This is a genomic window from Sulfitobacter marinus, from assembly GCF_900116285.1.
GTDB classification, from domain to species: domain Bacteria; phylum Pseudomonadota; class Alphaproteobacteria; order Rhodobacterales; family Rhodobacteraceae; genus Sulfitobacter; species Sulfitobacter marinus.
Genome location: NZ_FPAJ01000001.1, coordinates 558791 through 578695, shown reverse-complemented (window position 1 = coordinate 578695; position 19905 = coordinate 558791). Strand labels below are relative to the sequence as shown.

Below are 19905 nucleotides of genomic sequence, written 5' to 3'. Positions count from 1 at the left end.
GTTATTTTTTCTGTGTATAGGTCTGTCCTGAAAACCAGATCAAAAGGGTGCCTGCCAATGCCGCAAACGCGAGGTACAGGCTTTCAACCTCAAAACGTGACGTGTCCAGCAAGCCGACAGCAACTGCGGCTTGTTCAAACATCATGCCAAATAAAGGGAGCAGTGAGATTGCCGCGGTGTACCCTTGCGCCCCTGCAGCACTGACTGCCCAGAAGGCCAAGAACATTGACGGCGCTCTTAGCAGTACACCGACGATGACACTCGACAAGATCAAAGGAGCGGTGATCTGGGTGAGGATTTCTTGGCCTTGCAATATCCGCAGACATAGAAACAGTGCCGCAGTAATGGCAAGGACGACACCGGTAAACCATGCCCGACCCGACAAGGTCGCCGTTTTGTTTTCTGGGTGCTGTTCCGCGATGAGGTTCATTGCGCCAAGACACATCGCATTCAGCCCCATCAGGCCAAGAACGGTCAACTGCAGGTCACTTTCAAGACGTCGGGCCATAACCGTCACAACGACCAGCAAGATTGCATGCCCGACCCAGGCAATGACGGCAGGGCGCTGCTTGTGTAAAACCCATACGAAAACGGCGACGACCGGCAAGTTTAAGGCACTGATGATGCCCGTCTCCAACACACTGATGATGGCCAACACGGCTGTATAAAGCGCGGCGGACAGTACCCGCAGCGCGCCCAGAACCCAAGTGGATGGTCTGGCAAAGCTGCTGGCACCACCCGCGCCACGATAGCCAATCAGCAGCAAAGTAAGACCGCCCGACACAAGCTGCAGAAAGCTGAACATCCACGGATCAAGATCGAAGTTCACCAACAAAATGCGGCTGACGACGCTCAGGAGAGCCCACGATATGATTGCAGAAACAGTAATGGTGATAATCTGCATAAGGGGCTTCTCTGATTTACTTCGACCGGACCCTCGCCGCATTGCAGGGAAATGGCAAGACAGGCTCTGACCAGGCATTCGATGCCGTGAGTGAAAGGGAATTCTCCGCTGACAAAAGCTGACCCACCCAGATGCGGAAACGCCGCCTCTATCGGCTGCGGCAGTTCGATCCCGATTGCGGGGCATTTCCAGCAGATCGTGGACACAACGCCCGTGCTGATCGGCTTTGGCAAAGACGACGACGCGATCCATTCCCCGAATGAAAAATACGACATGGAAAGCTTTCACAAGGGTATTTGCAGCTGGGCGCGGATACTCGACGCTTTGACGTATGAAGAACGCTTGGGGCGGTGCGCGTAATGGCTGCGCCGCCCCTATACGGTGCGGTACCTAAGTGAGGCTTCGGCACCTGTATTTTCCATCAAATCGCGCGTTGCCCCAATGACTTAACAGTTTTCATCCACGGCTTGATTTGCGCTGGTCCTGCATGGCTTGCAGGCGCAAAATATGTGATCTTTGTTGGCTTTATTCCGACAAAGTGGAAAATCTGGCCTTTGATCTGTCGTAGCAATGCTTTGCTATATAACAAACCAAAGAAAAAGCCGGGCGTATCGGACGTAACAATCACCCGCGCGGTTCGTCCTGTAAGCATTGGCGCTGGCATCCCCATCTTGATCGTGCGGGTGTCAAACGCCCAGCCCGGCAAGAAAGCGCGATCAATCAGGCCTTTCAGCTTGGCCGGAAGCCCCCCCCACCACATCGGCGTACTAAGGACAACATGCTGGGACCATTCGACATTCGATTGAAAGACTTCCAAATCCGGCTCCAGGGGCTTGTAGTTACTATAACCTGAAAAGCCATAATCCATATCGAAGTTAAGGTCGTGAAGATGCATGATCCGCACGTCGTGGCCTGCGGCTCTTGCCGCTTGCGCATAGGTCTCGGAGAACGCTTTTGAGAGCGAGGTGGCTGCCGGGTGGCCGTTTAGAACGAAGATACGTTTGCTGGACATTGGATTTCCTTTGGTGCCTTATAAATATTGACCACGGTCATATTTATAAAAATGACTTCGGTCAATTTATATTTTGACCGCAGTCAGAAATTCTGTAACTATGCGGTATGAAAAAAGCCGTTCAAAAACGCACATTGGCCACGCGCGCTAAACTGATAGAATCAGCTTGGAAAATCATTTCGTCAAAGGGCTATGGTGCCCTACGCGTTGAGGAAGTGGTGCAAGACGCTGCCGTGGCAAAGGGTACTTTCTTTGCACATTTCCCTGACAAAGATGCCTTAATGGAAATTATTATTGGCAGTAAAATCGACACACATCTTGATGCGCTTGAAAGACAGACTCCACCAGAAAACACAGACGATTTTATTCGGTACCTGCAACCTCTGATGCTGTTCATGACCAGTGAAAGATACGTGTTTGACGTTATTCTTCGCCATTCCGGCGCAGCCGCTAAGGAGGAGATTGGCCCAATTGCGCAAACATTCGACCGTCAAGTCCGGGTGCTTGCGCAATGGCTTTCTGATGGCCCCTATCGCAAGGATGTGCCCGCGATGATCTTGGCAGAGGGCATTCAAGCCTTTGCAATACAGTGCATGGCCTTGCACTTCTGCGCTATCAATAATGAGCTTCCGATACAAAAGCGCATGAAGCTTTATCTGGATGCATGGCTGTGTCCGCAAAACGTTTCGTGATCAAAACGCTATTGGCGAAGATTACTTTGGTGCGCAGGTTGGGCGGATGTACAGTAAAGCCCGGCGTTAGACTTGACCAAGTCGTTTGCAGCCCCCCACAAACGAAAAAGACCACCCGAAGGTGGTCCGTTTCGTACCCTGTAAAGGGAGGATAGTGGCGCGGTTGACGGGGCTCGAACCCGCGACCCCCGGCGTGACAGGCCGGTACTCTAACCAGCTGAGCTACAACCGCGCGATGGGGGCGGAATAGGCCAAGGTGGCGCAGGGGTCAAGCGATTAACGCGTCGATATGTCAGGAATAATTTCACGCCGTGCTGCGGGCTATTCCGGCAGTTTGAAGGCGCTTCAAACGCAGGCAGTCAGCCCCCCGAGGGCAGCGCGCCTGACGGCGTAAATTTTGCACATGTTTTGAAAAATGCAGCGGTGGCGCGGTTGACGGGACTCGAACCCGCGACCCCCGGCGTGACAGGCCGGTACTCTAACCAACTGAGCTACAACCGCCCACTGCACGCTTTGTCGTAAACTTCAAAGCGTTTGGTGGTCATAGGGTCTGGCCCTGCCCCCGTCAAGCGCGGTTTTAACCAGATATCGGGTTTTGGCGAAAATAATTTCATCGTCCCCAAGGACGCAGCGAAAAGCCCGCAGATTTCGCTGCGGGCCTTTGGGTTATTTTTCGGAATAGGTGCTCCAGACCGGATCGCCCGGCGGCGGTGGCAGCGCCTTTTTCCCGCGCAACCGGTGCATGTTTACCTTGGCGATGAAATTGGCCGAGATGGGAGCCGTGGCAAAAAGGAACACCATCACCAGAATTTCATGCACGGAGCCGTCCGAGGTCTGAAAGGAATAGACCACCGATGCAATCAGCAGCGACCCTACCCCCAAGGTTGATGCCTTGGTCGGGCCGTGCAGTCGCGACATGCAATTGTCGAGCTTGATCAGACCGATGGAGCCGACCAGTGTAAAGAATGCGCCAATCACCAGCAGTGCTGCGATGATTGCTTCGGTTATTATGCCAAGATCATTCAATGATATCACCTCGTAAGACAAAGCGCGCGATGGCGACGGTGGACACAAAGCCCAGCATCGCAATGATCATCGCGCTTTCAAAATAAACCTGTGTGCCAAGGCGCATGCCCAGCAGGATAATCAAAGCGATTGCATTGATCACCATCGTATCGAGCGCCAGAATGCGGTCCCCGGTCGAGGGGCCTTTGACAAGGCGCAGCATCGCCAGAAGTTGTGACAGAGCCACCGCGACGAATGCAAAGTTCAAAGCCATCAGGATCATTCGAAAATCTCCTTTAGTCGGCGCTCGTAGCGCTGTTTGATGTCGTCGCGCACCGCGTCCGGGTCTTCCGCATCCAGCGCGTGAACCAGCAGTGCCGCGCCGTCTTCGGACAGATCCGCGCTGACGGTGCCGGGGGTCAGGGTGATGGTGCCTGCGAGCATTGTAATCGCCTCGGGGGTGCGCAGGTCCAGCGGAATGACCACCCATTGCGGGCGCATGTTCTTGTTGCTTTTAAACAGCACGATCATCGCGACCACAACATTGGCGACGATGATATCCCACATCACCAGCAGCAGATACGAGGCCAGCTTGATCGGTCTGCCGACGGGTGGGCGGTCGGGCCAATAGGCCGCGGTGATGATCGGGATAAGCAGGCCAAGGATGATGCCGAACACCACGGTGCCTAGTTTGACCTCATTGACCAGCACACACCAGACGATGGCCAGCAACACGGTCAACAGCGGATGCGGAAACAGACGTGCGCGCATATCAGTGATCCTTTTTCGTGGCTGCAGGGTCTACGGCGTCAGACCCATGCGACCCGTCATCGCCATGGCTGTCGGCACCATGATCGTCTTCACCGTGGTAATCCTTGATCACCTTGCCGGGCGTGGTCAGTACCACTGCGATATAGCTTTCGGGATTAAACAGCTGCTCTGACGTGTCTGACAGCACGCGGGTAATCGGCCCTGCCCCGACTGTGATGGCCACAAGCAACGCCAACAATCCGCCGGTAGATACCATGGGCAGCACCGATGCGGGCTGGGGCTCAGGCTCCGCCATTTCTTCGGGGGTGCCCTCAACGGGCTGGTGCGCCTTCCAGAACACCACGCTGCCCGCGCGGGCAAATCCGACGATAGCAACCAGCGATCCCACCAAGATAATACCCCAGCTCCACCACATCAGATCAGAGCTGCGCGCCGCATCCAAAATCAGCAGCTTACCAATAAAACCCGACAGTGGCGGCAGGCCCGTCATCCCGATGGCCGCAACAAAGAACATGCCAGCCACTAACGCACCGCCCATCATCGGAGGGGCCACATCAAAGCCGCCACCAGCGTCGCCCCGACGTGAGCGGATCACATCCACCAACAAGAACAGCGCAGCGGTCGCAAAGGTGGAATGGAGCGCATAATACAGCGCCGCCGTCACCCCTGCAGGGGTGAATACCGCCACGGCAGAAAGCAACATCCCCATCGACCCAATCACCGAGAACGCGACCAGACGGCCAACATCTCTGGCCCCCAACACCCCTGCCATGCCCAAGGCGACGGTCAGCAATGCCGCAGGGATCAACCACAGACCGAACAGGCCTTGGGTAATCTCAAGGTCGGGCGGAAAAACCAGCGTGAACATACGGATGATGCAATAGGCACCGACCTTGGTCATGATCGCAAACAGGGCCGCAACGGGTGCAGGTGCCTCGGAATAGCTGGCAGGCAGCCAGAAATGCAGCGGCAGGATAGCAGCCTTGACCGCAAAGACCATCAACAGCAACACGGCAGCCACGCGGATACCGGCACCATCTGCGGCATCCAGTGTCGCGACACGTACCGCCAGATCAGCCATATTCAAGGTGCCAGTTTCGGCATAAAGCATGCCAAGCGCGAACAGAAATAGGGTCGACCCCAGCAGGTTATACAGCACATATTGCGTCCCTGCCCGCAGCCGTTTCTGGCCGCCCGCATGGATCATCAACCCGTAGGACGCGATCAGCAGCACTTCGAAAAACACGAAAAGGTTAAAGGCATCGCCGGTCAGGAAAGCACCCAGAATGCCCATAAGCTGGAATTGGAACAGCGGATGGAAATGCTGCCCGCGTGCGTCCCAGCCCGACCCGATTGCATAGAGCAACACAGGCAAGGCGAGCACACAGGTCAGCAGCACCATCAAGGTCGACAGGCGGTCAGCAACCAGCACAATGCCAAAGGGCGCGGACCAGTTGCCCAGCAAATACAGGCTTACCGTGCCGTCAGACGCCTGCCAGAACAGCCCCAATGCAAGGCCAAGCAACGTCAGCGATCCCGCGACCGAGAACACCCGCTGGATGGTCAGGTGATACCGCGCCACCAGAACCAGCAACGCCGCCAGCATGGCTGGCAACAAGATAGGAAGAACGAGCCAATGGGTCATGCCGCGCCCTCCTTGGTTTGGTCAGCGTCGGCATCGGGATCGTTCACCATATCATCATCCGAGCTGAGGTAAGACCCAACCGCGATCATCACGATCACAGCCGTCATCCCGAAGGAGATCACAATCGCCGTCAGCACAAGCGCTTGGGGCAGCGGATCGGTATAGACCTCGACCCCGTCGCGCAGAACCGGCGGCGCGTTCAACGCGAGCCGACCCGAGGCGAACAAAAACACGTTCACCGCATAGCTGAGCAACGATGTGCCGATGATCACGGGGAAAGTACGCAGACGCAGGATCATATAGATACCCGCAGCTGTCAGCGTGCCGATGGCTGTTGCAACAAGAAGCTCCATATCAGCTCTCCCCTCCCGTTAGCGTTTCGATGCGGGACGGGTCGATATCCATGGCATAATCGCTTTCTTCGATGCCAGCGCGCCGCCCCAGCCGCGAAAAGCTTTCGAGCGATAGCATAACGGCACCGACGACGGCCAGGAACACGCCGAGGTCAAAGCCCATGGCGGTGGCCAGCTCGAACTTCTCCATCGGGGGGATGCGGAAATAGCCAAAGGCCGAGGACAAGAACGGTGCCCCCGCAAACCATGCGCCAATGCCGGTCAGACCCGCACACAGCACTCCTGCCCCGATGATACCGTGATAGGGATAACGCTGGCGGCGTTCTGCCCAGCTGAACCCGCTGGCCATATATTGCATCAGCACCGCAATCGCGACGACCAGACCGGCGATAAAGCCGCCACCGGGTTCGTTATGACCGCGCAGGAAGATAAAGACGCCCACCATCAAAACCAGCGGCATCAAGACGCGAGTCAGTACCACCATCATCAACGGGTGTGCATCGCCTGCGCGGGCTTCTTCGTATCCACGGTTCAGCAGACGCGCACGGACGGGGCCGGCAAGCAAGGCTTCGGTCAGGGCATAGATCACCAGCGCCGCGATCCCCAGCACGATGATTTCGCCAAAGGTATCAAAGCCACGAAAATCAACAAGAATCACGTTCACCACATTGGTGCCGCCGCCGCCCTTATAGGAATTGGCCAGATGGTATTCCGAGATCGACGTAATCGGGAAATCCGACATCAGCATCGCATAGGTCAGCCCCATGGCCGCGATGCCCCCGGCCAGTGCCAGAATGATATCGCGCGTGCGTTGACCCGCAGTCGATTCCACCGGCGTTGCATTGGGCAAAAAGTTCAGCGCCAACAGCAGCAACACGATTGTCACCACCTCGACCGAGATTTGCGTGAGCGCCAGATCGGGGGCCGAGAAATAGTTAAATCCGACCGACACCATCAAGCCAATAACGCCCATCAAGATCAGCGTGGCCAAGCGGTTACGGTGAACCGTGACCAGAAATACCGTGGCGAGGATCAGCATCAGCCAGCCTGCAAACCCAACCGGCGTGATCGCCAGCATGTCGCGCGTCGGTGCTGCATTTACACCTGTGAACCACGCGTGCGCACCGATGGCGATGACGGTCGCGGTGAAGATCGCAGCATAACGGGTGAAGGAACTGTTGTGCAAACGCTCCGCAAAAACATAGGCCAGCGACACGGCCGCCGCGATGATGCGGTCAAAAATATCCTTGGCCTCGGGGCGCGGCGTTGCGGCCCACAGTCTGGCCAGCGGGGCAAATGCCGCCAGCAGGATCAAGCCACCCACCACGGCGATCACGGACATCCACAGCGCAGGCACCAACCCGTGCCAGATTTTAAGATGCGCATCCGGAAGCGCGGCCGCATTGCCGATCACCGCTTGGGTCACGATTTTCACGAAGGGCTCTGCTAGAAACGGCGCAACACCGATGGCAATCACCGGAATGATCAGCAACGCAGGGGGCAACAACAGGCCGACCTGCGGATCATGGGGCGTGTCAGGGTAATCATCGCGCACAGGCCCCAAAAACGTATGGGCGACAAAGCGAAAGCTATACCCCGCCGAAAACAACGCACCCAACGTCGCGACCACAGCCACCAGATAGGGCGAGCCGAACAGCGTGGTGTGATACGCCTCTTCCAGCATCATTTCTTTGGATAGGAAGCCGTTGAGAAGCGGTATCCCCGCCATCGACAGCGCCGCAATGGTCGCCACGGCAAAGGTTAGCGGCATCAGGCGGCGCAAGCCACCCAGCCGTTTCATATCTCGGGTGTGCACCGCGTGATCGACAATACCCGCCGTCATAAACAATGCCGCCTTGAAACTGGCGTGGTTCAGGATGTGAAACACCGCCGCCATCGCGCCAAAGGCTGTGCCTGTCCCCAAAAGGAACGTAATCAGCCCCAGATGTGACACGGTCGAAAACGCCAGCAATGCCTTGAGATCATCCTTGAACAGGGCAATCACCGCGCCCAGAACCATGGTGATCAACCCCGCAGAGCACACCAAAATCACCCAAAGATCCGTGCCAGACAGAACCGGCCACAGCCGCGCCATCAGGAACAGCCCCGCCTTCACCATCGTGGCCGAATGCAGATAGGCCGACACCGGTGTCGGCGCCGCCATCGCGTGAGGCAGCCAGAAATGGAACGGGAACTGTGCGGATTTCGTGAAACAACCGACCAAGATCAGGATCAGCGCGGGCACATACAGAGGCGAGGCTTGGATCAGCTCGCGGTTTTCCAGAATGGTGGTCAGATCATAGCTGCCCGCGATCTGCCCCAGCAACAGCATACCACCGATCAACGCCAGGCCGCCCATGCCCGTGACGGTCAACGCCATCCGCGCACCTTGGCGGCCGTCAGCCGTGTGCTTCCAAAAGCCGATCAGCAGGAAAGACGACAGCGAGGTCAGTTCCCAGAAAACCAGCAACATCAGGATGTTGTCGGACAGAACGATCCCAACCATCGCGCCTTGGAACAGCAGCAGATAGGTATAGAATTCACCCATATTATCATCACGCGACAGATAGAACCGCGCGTAAGTGATAATCAGCAAACCGATCCCCAGGATCAGCCCTGCAAACATCAGCCCCAAGGGATCAAGGAACAGATTGACGTTCAGACCCAGCGACGGCAACCAGTTCAGCTGCGCGGTCACCACATCCCCTGCCAGAACAGCGGGGGCGTGGGTGGCAAGCCCGATCAAGGCCGAGGCCGTCACCAGAAATGTCATGATAAAGCAGCTTTGACGGCCGGCCTGAATCATCAGACCGGGCAGCAATGCGCCAAGAAACGGGAGGGCAATGATCAAAAATAAAGACATGCCGCAATTATCAGCGAGCGGTGCCAAAACAACCAGCCCCTAATTGATGATTTTCGCGCCAAACGGTCGATTTTTCGAGGATTTCTATACGGCTAATGCACCGTGCCCGCCGTGCGTTAAACAGACGATAAACCGAGATAGGGTAACGGCTTGCCAAATAAAGGGACGGCAGACCAGATTAGTGCAAAAAATTATGACGGTCGAATAGCGATTTCCCGCCCCTCATATCACAGGTTAAGCGGCTCACCCGCGCGGGTCGACCTCATCCTCGGGCAATTGCCCCTTAAAGCCGGTGGCGACGACGAATTTCTCGGAGCTGTCCTGACGGCTTGCTGGCGGCTTGATGTTCAACACTTTGGTAAAGCGGCGTTTTAACAGCTTTTGCAGGTCACCTTCTGCACCACCCGCCAATACCTTGGCGACGAAGGTGCCGCCCTCTTCCAGCACATCAAACGCGAAATAGGCGGCAGCCTCGCACAGGGCGATGATCCGGTTGTGGTCGGTTTGTTTATGCCCCGAGCTGGACGCCGCCATGTCAGACATCACCACATCCGCCTTGCCGCCCAGCCAATCCTTAACGGTTTGATCGGCGTCGTCTTCCATGAAATCCAGAACGTGCAATTCGCAACCGGCAATCGGTTCCATCTCTTGCAGGTCGATGCCCAGAATGGTGCCGACGTTCTTGCCCTTTTTCTCGCCCAGCACATTGCAACGCTTGACCGCAACCTGACACCACCCACCGGGGGCGGCGCCCAGGTCCACGATCCGCGCACCGGGTACCAGAAAGCGGAACTTGTCATCCAGTTCCATGATCTTATAGGCGGCGCGTCCGCGATACCCTTCGGCATTGGCGCGTTTCACGTATGGGTCATTCAACTGTCGTTGCAGCCACCGAGTCGAGCTTAGCTTGCGCCCGCGCGCTGACTTGACCTTGACCTTCAAATCGCGTTGGCCGCGCCCCGACGTATTTTTGCCGGTTGGCGTTTTACCTGTCGGTGGCTTGCCCGTTGGTGTTTTAGCCATCAGCTTGGTCCTTCTTCCAAAACGCCATCCGCGCTCATCTGGGCATATAGCAGCCCCTCGCGCAGACCACGGTCTGCAACACTTAATCTATTTGTCGGCCAGCACCGCATCAAGGCCTGCAAGATCGCAGCCCCCGACATGATCAACGCCTGACGGTCCTGACCAATACGCGGATCAGCGCGCCGCCCCCCCGGCCCCATCGCCAGATAGGAATGGATCACCTTATCGATCTGGGCGCTGCTCATGCGCAAGCCATCCACCTTGGTTCGGTCATAGCGCTTTAGCCCCAAATGGCTGGCAGCGACAGTGGTGACCGTGCCCGATGTACCCACAATCTGAAAATGATCTTGGGACTGAGTAGATTGATAGGGGGTGAAATCGGCCAGATTTTCCTCGAAGAACCAGCTCATCAGCGCGAAACGCGCGGCGTCGTCTTCGACGTCCGAGAACTGGTCGCGCAAGGTGGCCACGCCCAAGGGCACGCTGATCCAATCGACCACCCGCGCCTCGGGCACCTTGGACTGGGCCTGATGAAACCCGCCATGCAGCCGCATGATCGACCGCGCGCGATCGGCTTTGGGCACTTTGGAAATGTCGATCCAGACCAGTTCGGTCGACCCGCCGCCGATATCGACCACCAGCAGGTTGTGGGTTTTCCGGTTCACCAAAGGCGCGCAGGAAATCACCGCCAGCTGCGCCTCTTCCTCGGGTTTGATGATATCAAGCTTGAGGCCGGTTTCGCGCTGGATACGCGCCATAAATTCCGCACCATTGCTGGCACGGCGGCACGCCTCGGTCGCAACCAGACGCATCCGGCGCACCTTGTTACGGCGCAGTTTCTGCTGGCAGATGCGCAACGCCTGAATGGTGCGCGTCATTGATCCGCGCGACAATCGCCCGGTCTTTTCAAGCCCCGCACCAAGCTGGACGGACTTTGAAAAACTGTCAACAACATGGAAACCGCTCCCCTTAGGTTGAGCGATCAACATGCGACAACTATTTGTGCCCAGATCAAGGGCCGCATAGAGTTCGGTCGATCTGGGCGGAACTGGCGCGGGGCTCAGAGCCGGCGGTGTGTCGAGCGCGCCCGCACCTTTGGGACGCTGTGGCGCCATGGTTTGCGCCTTTCATTACGAGTTACCTTGAAGGTAGTATTTCTTGGTCGAAGGGGCAAGCGCGAAACGCCGCCGTTAACGCCGCTTTATGCAATCTACCTCACAACCTTCTTGAGAATTATGAGGGCGCGCGCCCCTCGCCCCTTAGGGCTGCCCTGTGTACTGTAATGACGTCGCAGACGCCGTTCTGAGTGTCGAAAAACGGCGACGTGGACAGATCAACAACCGCTAGAAAAATGCTAGTGCAGTCAAAGGAATCGACCATGCCAGAAGTAACCATCGTCTATTGGCGTGATATTCCTGCCCAAGTGATTGTCGGCAAGGGCCGTCGCGGATCAAAGCGGGCACTGCCCGAACGGTTTGAACAAGCGATTGACCGCGCCGCCATGAAGGTCGGGGCCGACGGGTCCGATGCCTATCTGGCGGAATGGCGCAAGGCGGATCCCTACACGGTCGAAGGCGATCCCGATGCCGTCGCCGATGCCGAAGCCGCGCGCATTGACGCGGAATACGACCGCACCCGCATCAAGGCGCTGATTGCCAAAGACGGATGGGCCTAGCCCCATGCTACCCAGTTGATCTCTTTCATGAAGGACACGCTCATGGCTCTTCTCAATTTCCGGCTAAAAGACACCCCTGCCCCCGACATGCCAAATCCGGCGGTCGAGGCATTCTTGCAGGATTATTCCATCGAAGTAATGCCGCGCACCGCCGAGAAGATCGACAATTTCCGTGATCTGCTGCCAGCGGGCACCCGCGTCTATATCGCCCATATCGAGGGCACCCCCATCGAAGATATGGTCGCCACTGCCGCGCGGCTGAACGCCGACGGGTTCAAGGTCATGCCGCACATGCCCGCCCGGATCATCAAGGATAAAGCCACGCTGGAAAACTGGATCGCCATGTACCAAGGCGAGGCTGACGTGAAACAGGCGTTGCTGCTGGCCGGTGGTGTGACCACGCCCCACGGCGATTTCAGCGACTCCATGCAGTTGATGGACACGGGCCTGTTCGACAAGCGCGGGTTTGAACGGCTGCACGTGGCCGGCCACCCCGAAGGCAACCGCGACATTGACACAGACGGCACCCGCCTGCGTGTCGATGATGCGCTGCGCTGGAAACAGGGCTTCTCGGAACGGACCGACGCCAAAATGGCCATCGCCACGCAATTCGCGTTCGAGGCACAGCCGATCATCGAATGGGCCGACAGCCTGAAAGAGGCAGGTATCGATCTGCCGATCCACATTGGCATCGCAGGTCCGGCCAAGCTGCAAACCCTGATCAAATTCGCCATCGCCTGTGGTGTCGGCCCATCGCTGAAGGTGCTGCAAAAGCGCGCGATGGACGTGACCAAGCTGCTGCTCCCTTACGAGCCGACGGACGTGATCACCGAACTGGCCGCCCACAAGGCCGCCAACCCCGACTTTAACATCACCAATGTGCATTTCTTTCCGCTGGGTGGGATCAAAACGAATGCCAATTGGGCCATTGAAAACGGCGGGGCTTCTGCCCGACCTGCCAGCGCCGTTTGAACGCGTTTAACTGAAAGAAACACCATGACCAGAACCGTCGTCGAATCCAAAACCAAAACAGCGATCATCGGCTTTGACGAGCCCTTCTGCGTTATTGGAGAACGCATTAACCCCACGGGCCGCAAGATCCTGGCCGAAGAGCTGGAGCGCGACGATTTCAGCCGCGTCGAGGCAGACGCCATTGCGCAGGCAGCGGCGGGTGCGAATATCTTGGACGTGAATTCGGGTGCCGTCTTCTCGAACAAAATGGCCGAAGACCCCCGCTATGCGGATAATAACTTTGTTGAACCCACATTGATGCGTCAGCTGATCGAAGTCGTGCAGCGCGTGGTCGATATTCCGCTGTGCATCGACAGCTCGGTTCCCGGCGCGCTGGAAAATGGTCTGGCCGCTGCCGAAGGGCGCCCGCTGTTGAACTCCGTCACCGGAGAGGAAGAACGCCTTGAGCTGGTGCTGCCGCTGGTCAAGAAATACAACGTGCCGGTCGTGGCGATTTCCAACGATGACACCGGCATTTCCGAAGACCCCGATGTGCGCTTCAACGTCGCCAAAAAGATCGTGGAACGCGCCGCTGATTTCGGCATTCCCGCCCATGACATCGTGGTTGACCCGCTGGTCATGCCCATCGGTGCGATGGCGACTGCAGGCCATCAGGTCTTTACCCTTGTGCGCCGCCTGCGCGAGGAGTTGGGCGTCAACACCACCTGCGGCGCGTCCAATATCAGCTTTGGCCTACCCAACCGTCACGGCATCAACAACGCGTTCCTGCCAATGGCCATGGGCGCTGGTATGACGTCGGCGATCATGAACCCGATCACCCTGCCCGTGAACCAAACGAAAATCGCGGAACACAAGGCACTGGTCACGGCGGCAGGCATTATCCTGCCCGATGGCATCGACGACGAAACATTCGTCACGCTGTTCGGTCTGGGATCGACCAAAGCGACCCCGGGCAAGGAAATGGAAGCCATCCGCGCCGCCAACTTCCTTTATGACCGTGACCCGAACGGCACCGAATGGATCAAGTTCAACAAAGTCGCCCCCAAAGCCGGCCAAGAAGGCCGCGGCCGTGCTGGTCGCAAAGGTGGACGCCGCCGCGGGTAAGATTTCATCCGGTGATTTGATTTAGGAAACCCCTGATGGACCATGGTCTTTCGGGGGGTTTTCATCGAGGTTATTGGCAATATGCGGTTGTCCGCATTGCGGGACACTACTGCCATTCATCGGACGAGCGCTACAGCTGCGAACTCTGCTTTGCCCTCATCAATGCCACCCGTGAAACTAGCAACCGTAATTGGGTCATCTACATCTGGAAAATGATAAACGGCATTGACGCAAAACGGTCCGGCTCCAGAGTGGCCAATTGAACGGCCGATACCATCAATGGACCCCGACATAAGCCCCAGAGCGTATCCGCATTGGGACCACGGCCGACCGGGCAGTGGGCCACCAAGCAGCTTTGTGTCAATCATCAGTCTCAGAGTATCGCGCCGCAACAGGTCACCTGAGAACAAACCGTGAAGCAGGCGCGCGGCATCAGCCGCATTGCCAATAAGACAACCATGGTACACCCAGAGAGGATCGTAATTTGCAGCCGCGCGCCAATGTAGTTTTGTAAACTGCTCACGCGTATCTGCAAACTCAATGCTATCGAGGTGCAAAGGCCTACAGATCATGGAAGAAACAACCTGCCCAAGCGATTGCCCGGTTGCATCTTCGATCATGTCCCGGACAAACATGTAGCCAATGTTTGAATAAGACCACCCTTGTTCCGGCTCGAATAGCATCCCTTTGGACAAAGACAAATCCAGCATTTTTTCGCGGGACCAAGGAGCTTCATGTGCGCGCACTGCTCGTCCGTATTCCGGAAATTGGCCATAGTCTGGCAGGCCGGATGTATGCGCTAGAAGTTGACGACATGTATAGGCAGCGCCTTTAATTGGCGCATCCAAATCTAACACGGAATCTTCGCACAACTTCAGTGCGCAAATCGCAATCGTCGTTTTAGTGAAACTCCAGTAAGGAAATATGGCTGACTGAGACCCTCTGCTGCCTTCATTTCCGGAAGAGCTGATCCAATGGGAGCATGTGTTTTCGGTTCTCATATGTGATGTGTTTGGTCTTTGGGTAAAAATGTCAATGTGGGGCTCGAAGCGGCCGTTAGCTGCGTGACGCATCGATAATCGCTTTTGCGGGACCTTTCGGACTTTCGCCGTAGATGACCGAAAGTCCGGTTCGGCAAACCATCCAACAAACGGTGGTTTTTGGAAGGTGGTGAATGGCGGCGCGGGAACTGCGTCTTGCTAACTGTCTCTGCCTAAGTAAATGTCCACTCCTAGAGGACTTAGTTGCGGAACAATCAAATGATACTTCTCAAGCCAAGCATTGAACGCATTCCCGCTTATGTTTCGGCTCTGCGCAGAGGCTGGTCGCCAGACAACCTGCGGTCCGAAGCGGCCCAAGAACAGATAGCCAACATTTCAAAAGACGCCGGGTTATTTGTCTCAAATCTCGATGATCCGACCGCAAAGGCCGGACCGATTACACTGCCAGACGGTTCGAAAGTGCCGCGCTTGCCCAGTATCCGTCGATGGATATGGGATGCTGAATTTTGCGGTCACATAAGCTTGCGATGGAAACCCGGGACAGAAGAGTTGCCTCCCACTTGTTCGGGTCACATCGGGTATGCCGTCGTGCCCTGGAGACAAGGGGAAGGGCTCGCGTCTGCCGCGCTTGTTGCAATTCTCCCCGATGCGAAGGCTGTCGGACTGAAGCACGTTGTAGTTACCACCAGCCCTGACAACCCTGCGTCTGTGAGGGTTATTGAAAAAGCAGGCGGTACTTTGGCAAGGTCCTATACCGCTGAGAGATCTCTTGGGGGGCACGAGAAGCTGGAGTTCAAAATTTCACTGATCGAGTAAACCAACAAGGTGGAAGCCGCCGAGGGTAAGATCTCCTACGGTGAGTTGATTTAGGAAACCCCTGATGGACGATGGTCTTTCGGGGATTTTCATCGGGGGTGCAACCATCGTGTGTCGCGCTGCCATGTCCGAATAATCCGTGGTTTAAAACAATTGAGCCAAAAGAAGCTTAACGAAAACTTAACCGGTACGGCATATCTCAAAAACCAAATAGCCTTGCAATACAACCTAAATCATCAAATGCTCTACCTATAGCTGATCGCACATAACTTGTGATAGAGTTGGTGGCCTAGTCAAACGATAGGAAGCAATTTGATTTTCCCATTTGCAATACACGTGTGCTTATTCTCCGGGTTTGCGTTGGTAATAACGTTCTTACCCAAGCCATATCGCGCAGTGTTCTTCTACGCCTATCTATCGATCATCTTGGTCATTGGTGGTTTTTTGGGGAACTTGTATTCACTGCCTATCGCGGACGGAATTGTCGTCAGTGGCGGGAACCTCGCATATGGCGCGCTCATGATGACCTCGGTTTTGTTCGTGCTGGTAGAGCGCGACATATTCGTATTGCGACGGATCGTTTTCCTCGTCGTCGCAGTGAATGTATTCAACATATTACTGATGATCGTGGTCGCAGATACCCTGTCCTCTCCGGACACCCTTAACCCTCACAATACATCTGCCGCGCTGTTTGCAACATCAATCCCGTTCATCATTTTGGGTGGCACTTTGATCGTTCTGGCATTGGGGATCATGCTCTATCTCTTTGAGTTGATAAAGCGGGCCACGCAGTCACCGATTTTAGGATTGATCGCCTACCTAATCGTATTCATTGCGATTCTTTGCCTAGATGGCATTGCATTTCCTCTTATCGCTTTCGGCACGTCGAAAGATGTTATTGCGATGGTAGCGGGCGGCCTGACAGGCAAGCTGCTGACCGCTACCGCGTATAGTATGGCAATTTTGACCTTCTATGTGATCTCTCCAACGCGATTTTCAGAATACTTGAAACAGAACGTTTTCAATTGGGGCACGCTGCTTAGGTCAAGCAGCGACATCATAAAAAGCATCGCACAGAAAGATGAGCAGCTAAGCCGGACGAACTCGCGAATTGCGCATTCGGCTGAACTTGCCGGGCTTGGTTACGGCGTTTCCAATAGAAAAACAGGTAAGATTGTGGACTGCGATGTAGCCTATGCAAAAATGCACGGGCTGAAGGTCGACGATATTTTGTCGCTTGATATTGATGAAGGTATGATCGGAAAGATCGTTCACCCTGACGACCGCCAGAAAGCCAAAGTGTATCGTAACACCGTTTTCGGAATGCAACCTGCGATCAGTGAGTTGCGGTATGTGATGCCCGATGGGGACGTTCGCACGCTCCGAAAAATCTTCTCACCGATCGACGTATCAGATGAAGATGGTGACCTTTACGAGGTCGTTAGCCAAGACATCACAGACACAACGCGGCTCCAAGAACAGCTCTTCAAAAGTCAAAAAATGGACGCCATTGGCAATCTAACAGGCGGTGTTGCACATGATTTCAACAATCTTCTCGCCGTGATCTTGGGAAATCTTGAGCTTCTTCAAGATGAGATTACCGATGCGGATCAAAAGGAACTTTTGAAAAACAGCATCACCTCGACGTTGCGGGGCGCTGAATTGACGCGAAACATGTTGAGCTTTGCAAGGAAGGCACAGCTGGAACCCACGACGGTTGATCTTAACGGCCTTATACGAAACATGAAAAACTGGATCGGGCGTACGCTACCCTCAAACATTGACGTCAAAACCTCTTTTTTGGAGGAGCTTTGGGAAACGGAGGTCGATGCAAGCTCTGCAGAAGCTGGTATTCTGAACCTCATTTTGAATGCGCGTGACGCGATGCCTGACGGTGGACAGCTGACGATCGAGACGATGAATGTCATCGTTGATGATGACTATGTTGAATTATACGATGAAGAGGTCGATCCCGGTCAGTATGTGCTTGTCGCCATCAGTGATACTGGTGAAGGCATCTCAACCGAAAACCTGAAGCACGTCTTCGAGCCCTTTTTCACAACCAAGCCTGTTGGTTCTGGGTCTGGGTTGGGGCTCTCGATGATTGAAGGGTTCATGACGCAATCCAAAGGCATGGTTCGGGTTTACTCTGAGTTGGGGGTTGGCACCACGTTCAAGCTATATTTCAGAGCCTCCGAAGTCGCCAAGGTCGACGTGCAGACACCTCAAGACCCAGTATTTCAGGTCAATGCAGAAAGCAGCCCTACCATCTTATTGGTTGAGGATAATGTAGACGTTTTGACGGCTATTCGGACGACGCTGACGAAACTTGGCTATCGCGTCATTCAGGCGACCTCGGGTGATGCCGCCTTCAAGATTTTCACCTCTGAGCCCAAGATCGACTTGCTGCTCACAGATATTGTCATGCCGGGGGAGCTACAGGGAACAACTCTTGCAAAAGCACTGCGAAAATTACGGCCCGACCTCCCTGTCGTGTTCATGTCGGGCTACGCGAGCGAGGCGACAGTCCACGGCAATGGTCTCAGACCAGAAGATATACGGCTTATGAAGCCCGTTCGACGTGAGGATCTGGTGCGGGCGGTCAATAAGGGGCTGTCGATGGTTAACAAGAAAGACCCCAGAAAGGCCGATCGCACATAATATCGAGAAAATGGTGAACCCAGCAGGATTCGAACCTGCGACCTCTGCCTTCGGAGGGCAGCGCTCTATCCAGCTGAGCTATGGGTCCGTCTAGGGGCGGTATAGCTAGGCAGGCCGCCTCCTGCAATTACAAAATCAAGCCAATTCAAGCCCGTTGGCCCAAAACCGTTTCACATCAGGCAAACAGGTCATGCGCCAGCTCGAGCGCCTCGATCAGGGTGTCGACCTCGGCCTTGGTGTTGTACATGCCAAAGGACGCGCGGCAGGTGGCGGTCTGGCCGAGATGTTGCATCAGCGGGCCACAGCAATGCTGGCCAGCGCGCACAGCTACACCCTTTTTATCCAGAATAGTCGATATGTCATGGGCATGCCCTGCCCCGTCCAGCGTAATGCTGAATATCGCGGCCTTGTCGGGCGTTGTGCCCTGCACCTGAACCCAGTTCAGGCCCGCCAGACGCTCAACAGTATAATCGCGCAAGCTGGCCTCGTGGGCGGCGATGTTCTCCATCCCGATGCCCATCATATAATTCAGCGCCACGCCAAGGCCGATGGTCTGGACGATCCCGGGTGTGCCCGCCTCAAACTTCATCGGAGCGTCGTTATAAATCACGTTGTCTTTGGTGACTTCGCGGATCATGTCGCCGCCACCCAGAAACGGACGCATCTGCGCCATGCGGGATTTCTTGATATAGATCGCACCGGACCCCGACGGACCATAGAGCTTGTGCCCGGTGATCGCATAGAAATCACAGCCGATATCCGCGACATCCACAGGCATATGCACGACGGCCTGCGACCCATCGACCAGCACCGGCACCCCCTTGGCATGGGCCCCTGCGGTGATCGCCTTTACATCCACAACCGTGCCCAGCACGTTTGACACGTGGGTCACAGCAATCAACCGGGTCTTGGGCGTGATCGCATCCAATACAGCCTGAGGATCAAGCGCACCTGATGGATCCACATCAACCCATTTGATCACCACCCCCTGACGTTCACGCAGGAAATGCCAGGGCACGATATTCGCGTGATGCTCCATCACACTCAGGATGATCTCGTCGCCTGGCTCAAAGTTGGGCATGGCCCAACCGTAAGCCACCAGATTGATGCCCTCGGTCGTGCCCGAGGTGAACACGATCTCGTCCTCATCACCCGCGTTCAGAAACTTGGCGATGATGCCGCGCACAGATTCGTAATTGTCGGTCGCCAAATTAGAAAGGTAATGCAAGCCCCTGTGAACATTAGAGTATTCATGACTATATGCGTGACTGATCGCGTCAATTACCACCTGCGGCTTTTGCGCAGAGGCCCCGTTATCAAGATAGACCAACGGCTTGTCATTGACCGTACGTGACAGGATCGGAAAGTCGCTGCGGATTTTATTGACGTCATACATTTGGCGATACTC

General features: G+C 55.7%; 18 protein-coding genes, 3 tRNA genes and 1 pseudogene. 7 read left to right on the top strand and 15 right to left on the bottom strand.

Going from position 1 to position 19905, the window contains the following annotated elements; all coding sequences use genetic code 11:
- Position 1 precedes the first annotated feature (1 nt).
- On the bottom strand, positions 2–904 hold the full coding sequence (locus tag BM347_RS02870) for an EamA family transporter (protein ID WP_093914889.1): 903 nt from the start codon (positions 902–904) through the stop codon (positions 2–4).
- Between the two features lie 141 nt (positions 905–1045).
- On the opposite strand from BM347_RS02870, the pseudogene BM347_RS02865 reads away from it, so the two are divergent.
- Positions 1046–1264: pseudogene (locus BM347_RS02865) on the top strand (M20/M25/M40 family metallo-hydrolase); the annotation flags it as partial.
- Between the two features lie 61 nt (positions 1265–1325).
- On the opposite strand, the gene BM347_RS02860 reads toward BM347_RS02865, so the two are convergent.
- Positions 1326–1916: an NAD(P)H-dependent oxidoreductase gene (locus BM347_RS02860; protein WP_093914888.1), complete on the bottom strand. Its 591-nt coding sequence runs from the start codon at positions 1914–1916 to the stop codon at positions 1326–1328.
- A gap of 107 nt (positions 1917–2023) precedes the next feature.
- Between BM347_RS02860 and BM347_RS02855 the strand changes: the two genes are divergently transcribed.
- The gene (locus BM347_RS02855) at positions 2024–2608 is read left to right on the top strand and encodes a TetR/AcrR family transcriptional regulator (protein ID WP_093914887.1); all 585 of its coding nucleotides are present in this window, start codon (positions 2024–2026) and stop codon (positions 2606–2608) included.
- 155 nt (positions 2609–2763) lie between these two features.
- Here the strand turns inward: BM347_RS02855 and BM347_RS02850 are convergent.
- The 10 genes from BM347_RS02850 to BM347_RS02805 all read right to left on the bottom strand — a co-directional run bounded on the left by BM347_RS02850 (position 2764) and on the right by BM347_RS02805 (position 11383).
- Positions 2764–2840 (bottom strand) — tRNA-Asp (locus BM347_RS02850).
- Positions 2841–3032: 192 nt separating this feature from the next.
- Positions 3033–3109 (bottom strand) — tRNA-Asp (locus tag BM347_RS02845).
- A 165-nt stretch (positions 3110–3274) separates the two neighbouring features.
- Positions 3275–3634 (bottom strand): Na+/H+ antiporter subunit G, encoded by a 360-nt coding sequence (locus tag BM347_RS02840; RefSeq protein ID WP_093914886.1) that lies wholly within the window; start codon positions 3632–3634, stop codon positions 3275–3277.
- Positions 3627–3896 carry a K+/H+ antiporter subunit F gene (locus tag BM347_RS02835; RefSeq protein WP_093914885.1) on the bottom strand — a complete coding sequence of 90 codons (270 nt, stop codon included), beginning with the start codon at positions 3894–3896 and terminating at the stop codon, positions 3627–3629. Before BM347_RS02835 ends, BM347_RS02840 begins: the two co-directional genes overlap by 8 nt.
- On the bottom strand, positions 3893–4384 hold the full coding sequence (locus tag BM347_RS02830) for a Na+/H+ antiporter subunit E (protein ID WP_093914884.1): 492 nt from the start codon (positions 4382–4384) through the stop codon (positions 3893–3895). The genes BM347_RS02835 and BM347_RS02830 overlap by 4 nt, the downstream gene beginning before the upstream one ends.
- Position 4385: 1 nt before the next feature.
- Positions 4386–6029, bottom strand: coding sequence for a monovalent cation/H+ antiporter subunit D (locus BM347_RS02825; RefSeq protein WP_093914883.1), 1644 nt, complete (start codon positions 6027–6029; stop codon positions 4386–4388).
- Positions 6026–6382, bottom strand: coding sequence for a Na+/H+ antiporter subunit C (locus tag BM347_RS02820; protein ID WP_093914882.1), 357 nt, complete (start codon positions 6380–6382; stop codon positions 6026–6028). Before BM347_RS02820 ends, BM347_RS02825 begins: the two co-directional genes overlap by 4 nt.
- Before the next feature lies 1 nt (position 6383).
- The gene (locus BM347_RS02815; RefSeq protein ID WP_093914881.1) at positions 6384–9245 is read right to left on the bottom strand and encodes a monovalent cation/H+ antiporter subunit A; all 2862 of its coding nucleotides are present in this window, start codon (positions 9243–9245) and stop codon (positions 6384–6386) included.
- Positions 9246–9488: 243 nt separating this feature from the next.
- Positions 9489–10268 (bottom strand): RlmE family RNA methyltransferase, encoded by a 780-nt coding sequence (locus tag BM347_RS02810; RefSeq protein WP_093914880.1) that lies wholly within the window; start codon positions 10266–10268, stop codon positions 9489–9491.
- Positions 10268–11383, bottom strand: a complete 1116-nt coding sequence (locus BM347_RS02805) for a Ppx/GppA phosphatase family protein (protein WP_093914879.1) — start codon at positions 11381–11383, stop codon at positions 10268–10270. The genes BM347_RS02810 and BM347_RS02805 overlap by 1 nt, the downstream gene beginning before the upstream one ends.
- Before the next feature lie 263 nt (positions 11384–11646).
- Here BM347_RS02805 and BM347_RS02800 point away from each other — a divergent pair, with 263 nt between their 5' ends.
- The 3 genes from BM347_RS02800 to BM347_RS02790 are packed head-to-tail and all read left to right on the top strand — an operon-like array spanning position 11647 to position 14019.
- Positions 11647–11943 carry a virulence factor gene (locus BM347_RS02800; RefSeq protein ID WP_093914878.1) on the top strand — a complete coding sequence of 99 codons (297 nt, stop codon included), beginning with the start codon at positions 11647–11649 and terminating at the stop codon, positions 11941–11943.
- Between the two features lie 42 nt (positions 11944–11985).
- Positions 11986–12915, top strand: a complete 930-nt coding sequence (locus BM347_RS02795) for a methylenetetrahydrofolate reductase (protein ID WP_093914877.1) — start codon at positions 11986–11988, stop codon at positions 12913–12915.
- 24 nt (positions 12916–12939) lie between these two features.
- Entirely contained in the window at positions 12940–14019 is a 1080-nt protein-coding gene (locus BM347_RS02790) for a dihydropteroate synthase (protein ID WP_093914876.1), read from the top strand.
- Between the two features lie 116 nt (positions 14020–14135).
- Here BM347_RS02790 and BM347_RS02785 read toward each other — a convergent pair whose 3' ends face one another.
- Positions 14136–15020, bottom strand: a complete 885-nt coding sequence (locus BM347_RS02785; RefSeq protein ID WP_093914875.1) for a serine hydrolase domain-containing protein — start codon at positions 15018–15020, stop codon at positions 14136–14138.
- A 258-nt stretch (positions 15021–15278) separates the two neighbouring features.
- Between BM347_RS02785 and BM347_RS02780 the strand changes: the two genes are divergently transcribed.
- Both BM347_RS02780 and BM347_RS02775 read left to right on the top strand, forming a co-directional pair.
- Entirely contained in the window at positions 15279–15836 is a 558-nt protein-coding gene (locus BM347_RS02780; protein WP_093914874.1) for a GNAT family N-acetyltransferase, read from the top strand.
- A 396-nt stretch (positions 15837–16232) separates the two neighbouring features.
- A complete protein-coding gene (locus tag BM347_RS02775; protein WP_093914873.1) occupies positions 16233–18497 on the top strand; it encodes a PAS domain-containing hybrid sensor histidine kinase/response regulator in 2265 nt (754 codons plus the stop codon).
- Between the two features lie 11 nt (positions 18498–18508).
- Here BM347_RS02775 and BM347_RS02770 read toward each other — a convergent pair.
- Together BM347_RS02770 and BM347_RS02765 are read right to left on the bottom strand one after the other, a co-directional pair.
- A tRNA-Arg gene (locus BM347_RS02770) sits at positions 18509–18585 on the bottom strand.
- Between the two features lie 87 nt (positions 18586–18672).
- Entirely contained in the window at positions 18673–19893 is a 1221-nt protein-coding gene (locus BM347_RS02765) for a cysteine desulfurase (RefSeq protein ID WP_093914872.1), read from the bottom strand.
- Positions 19894–19905 lie beyond the last annotated feature (12 nt).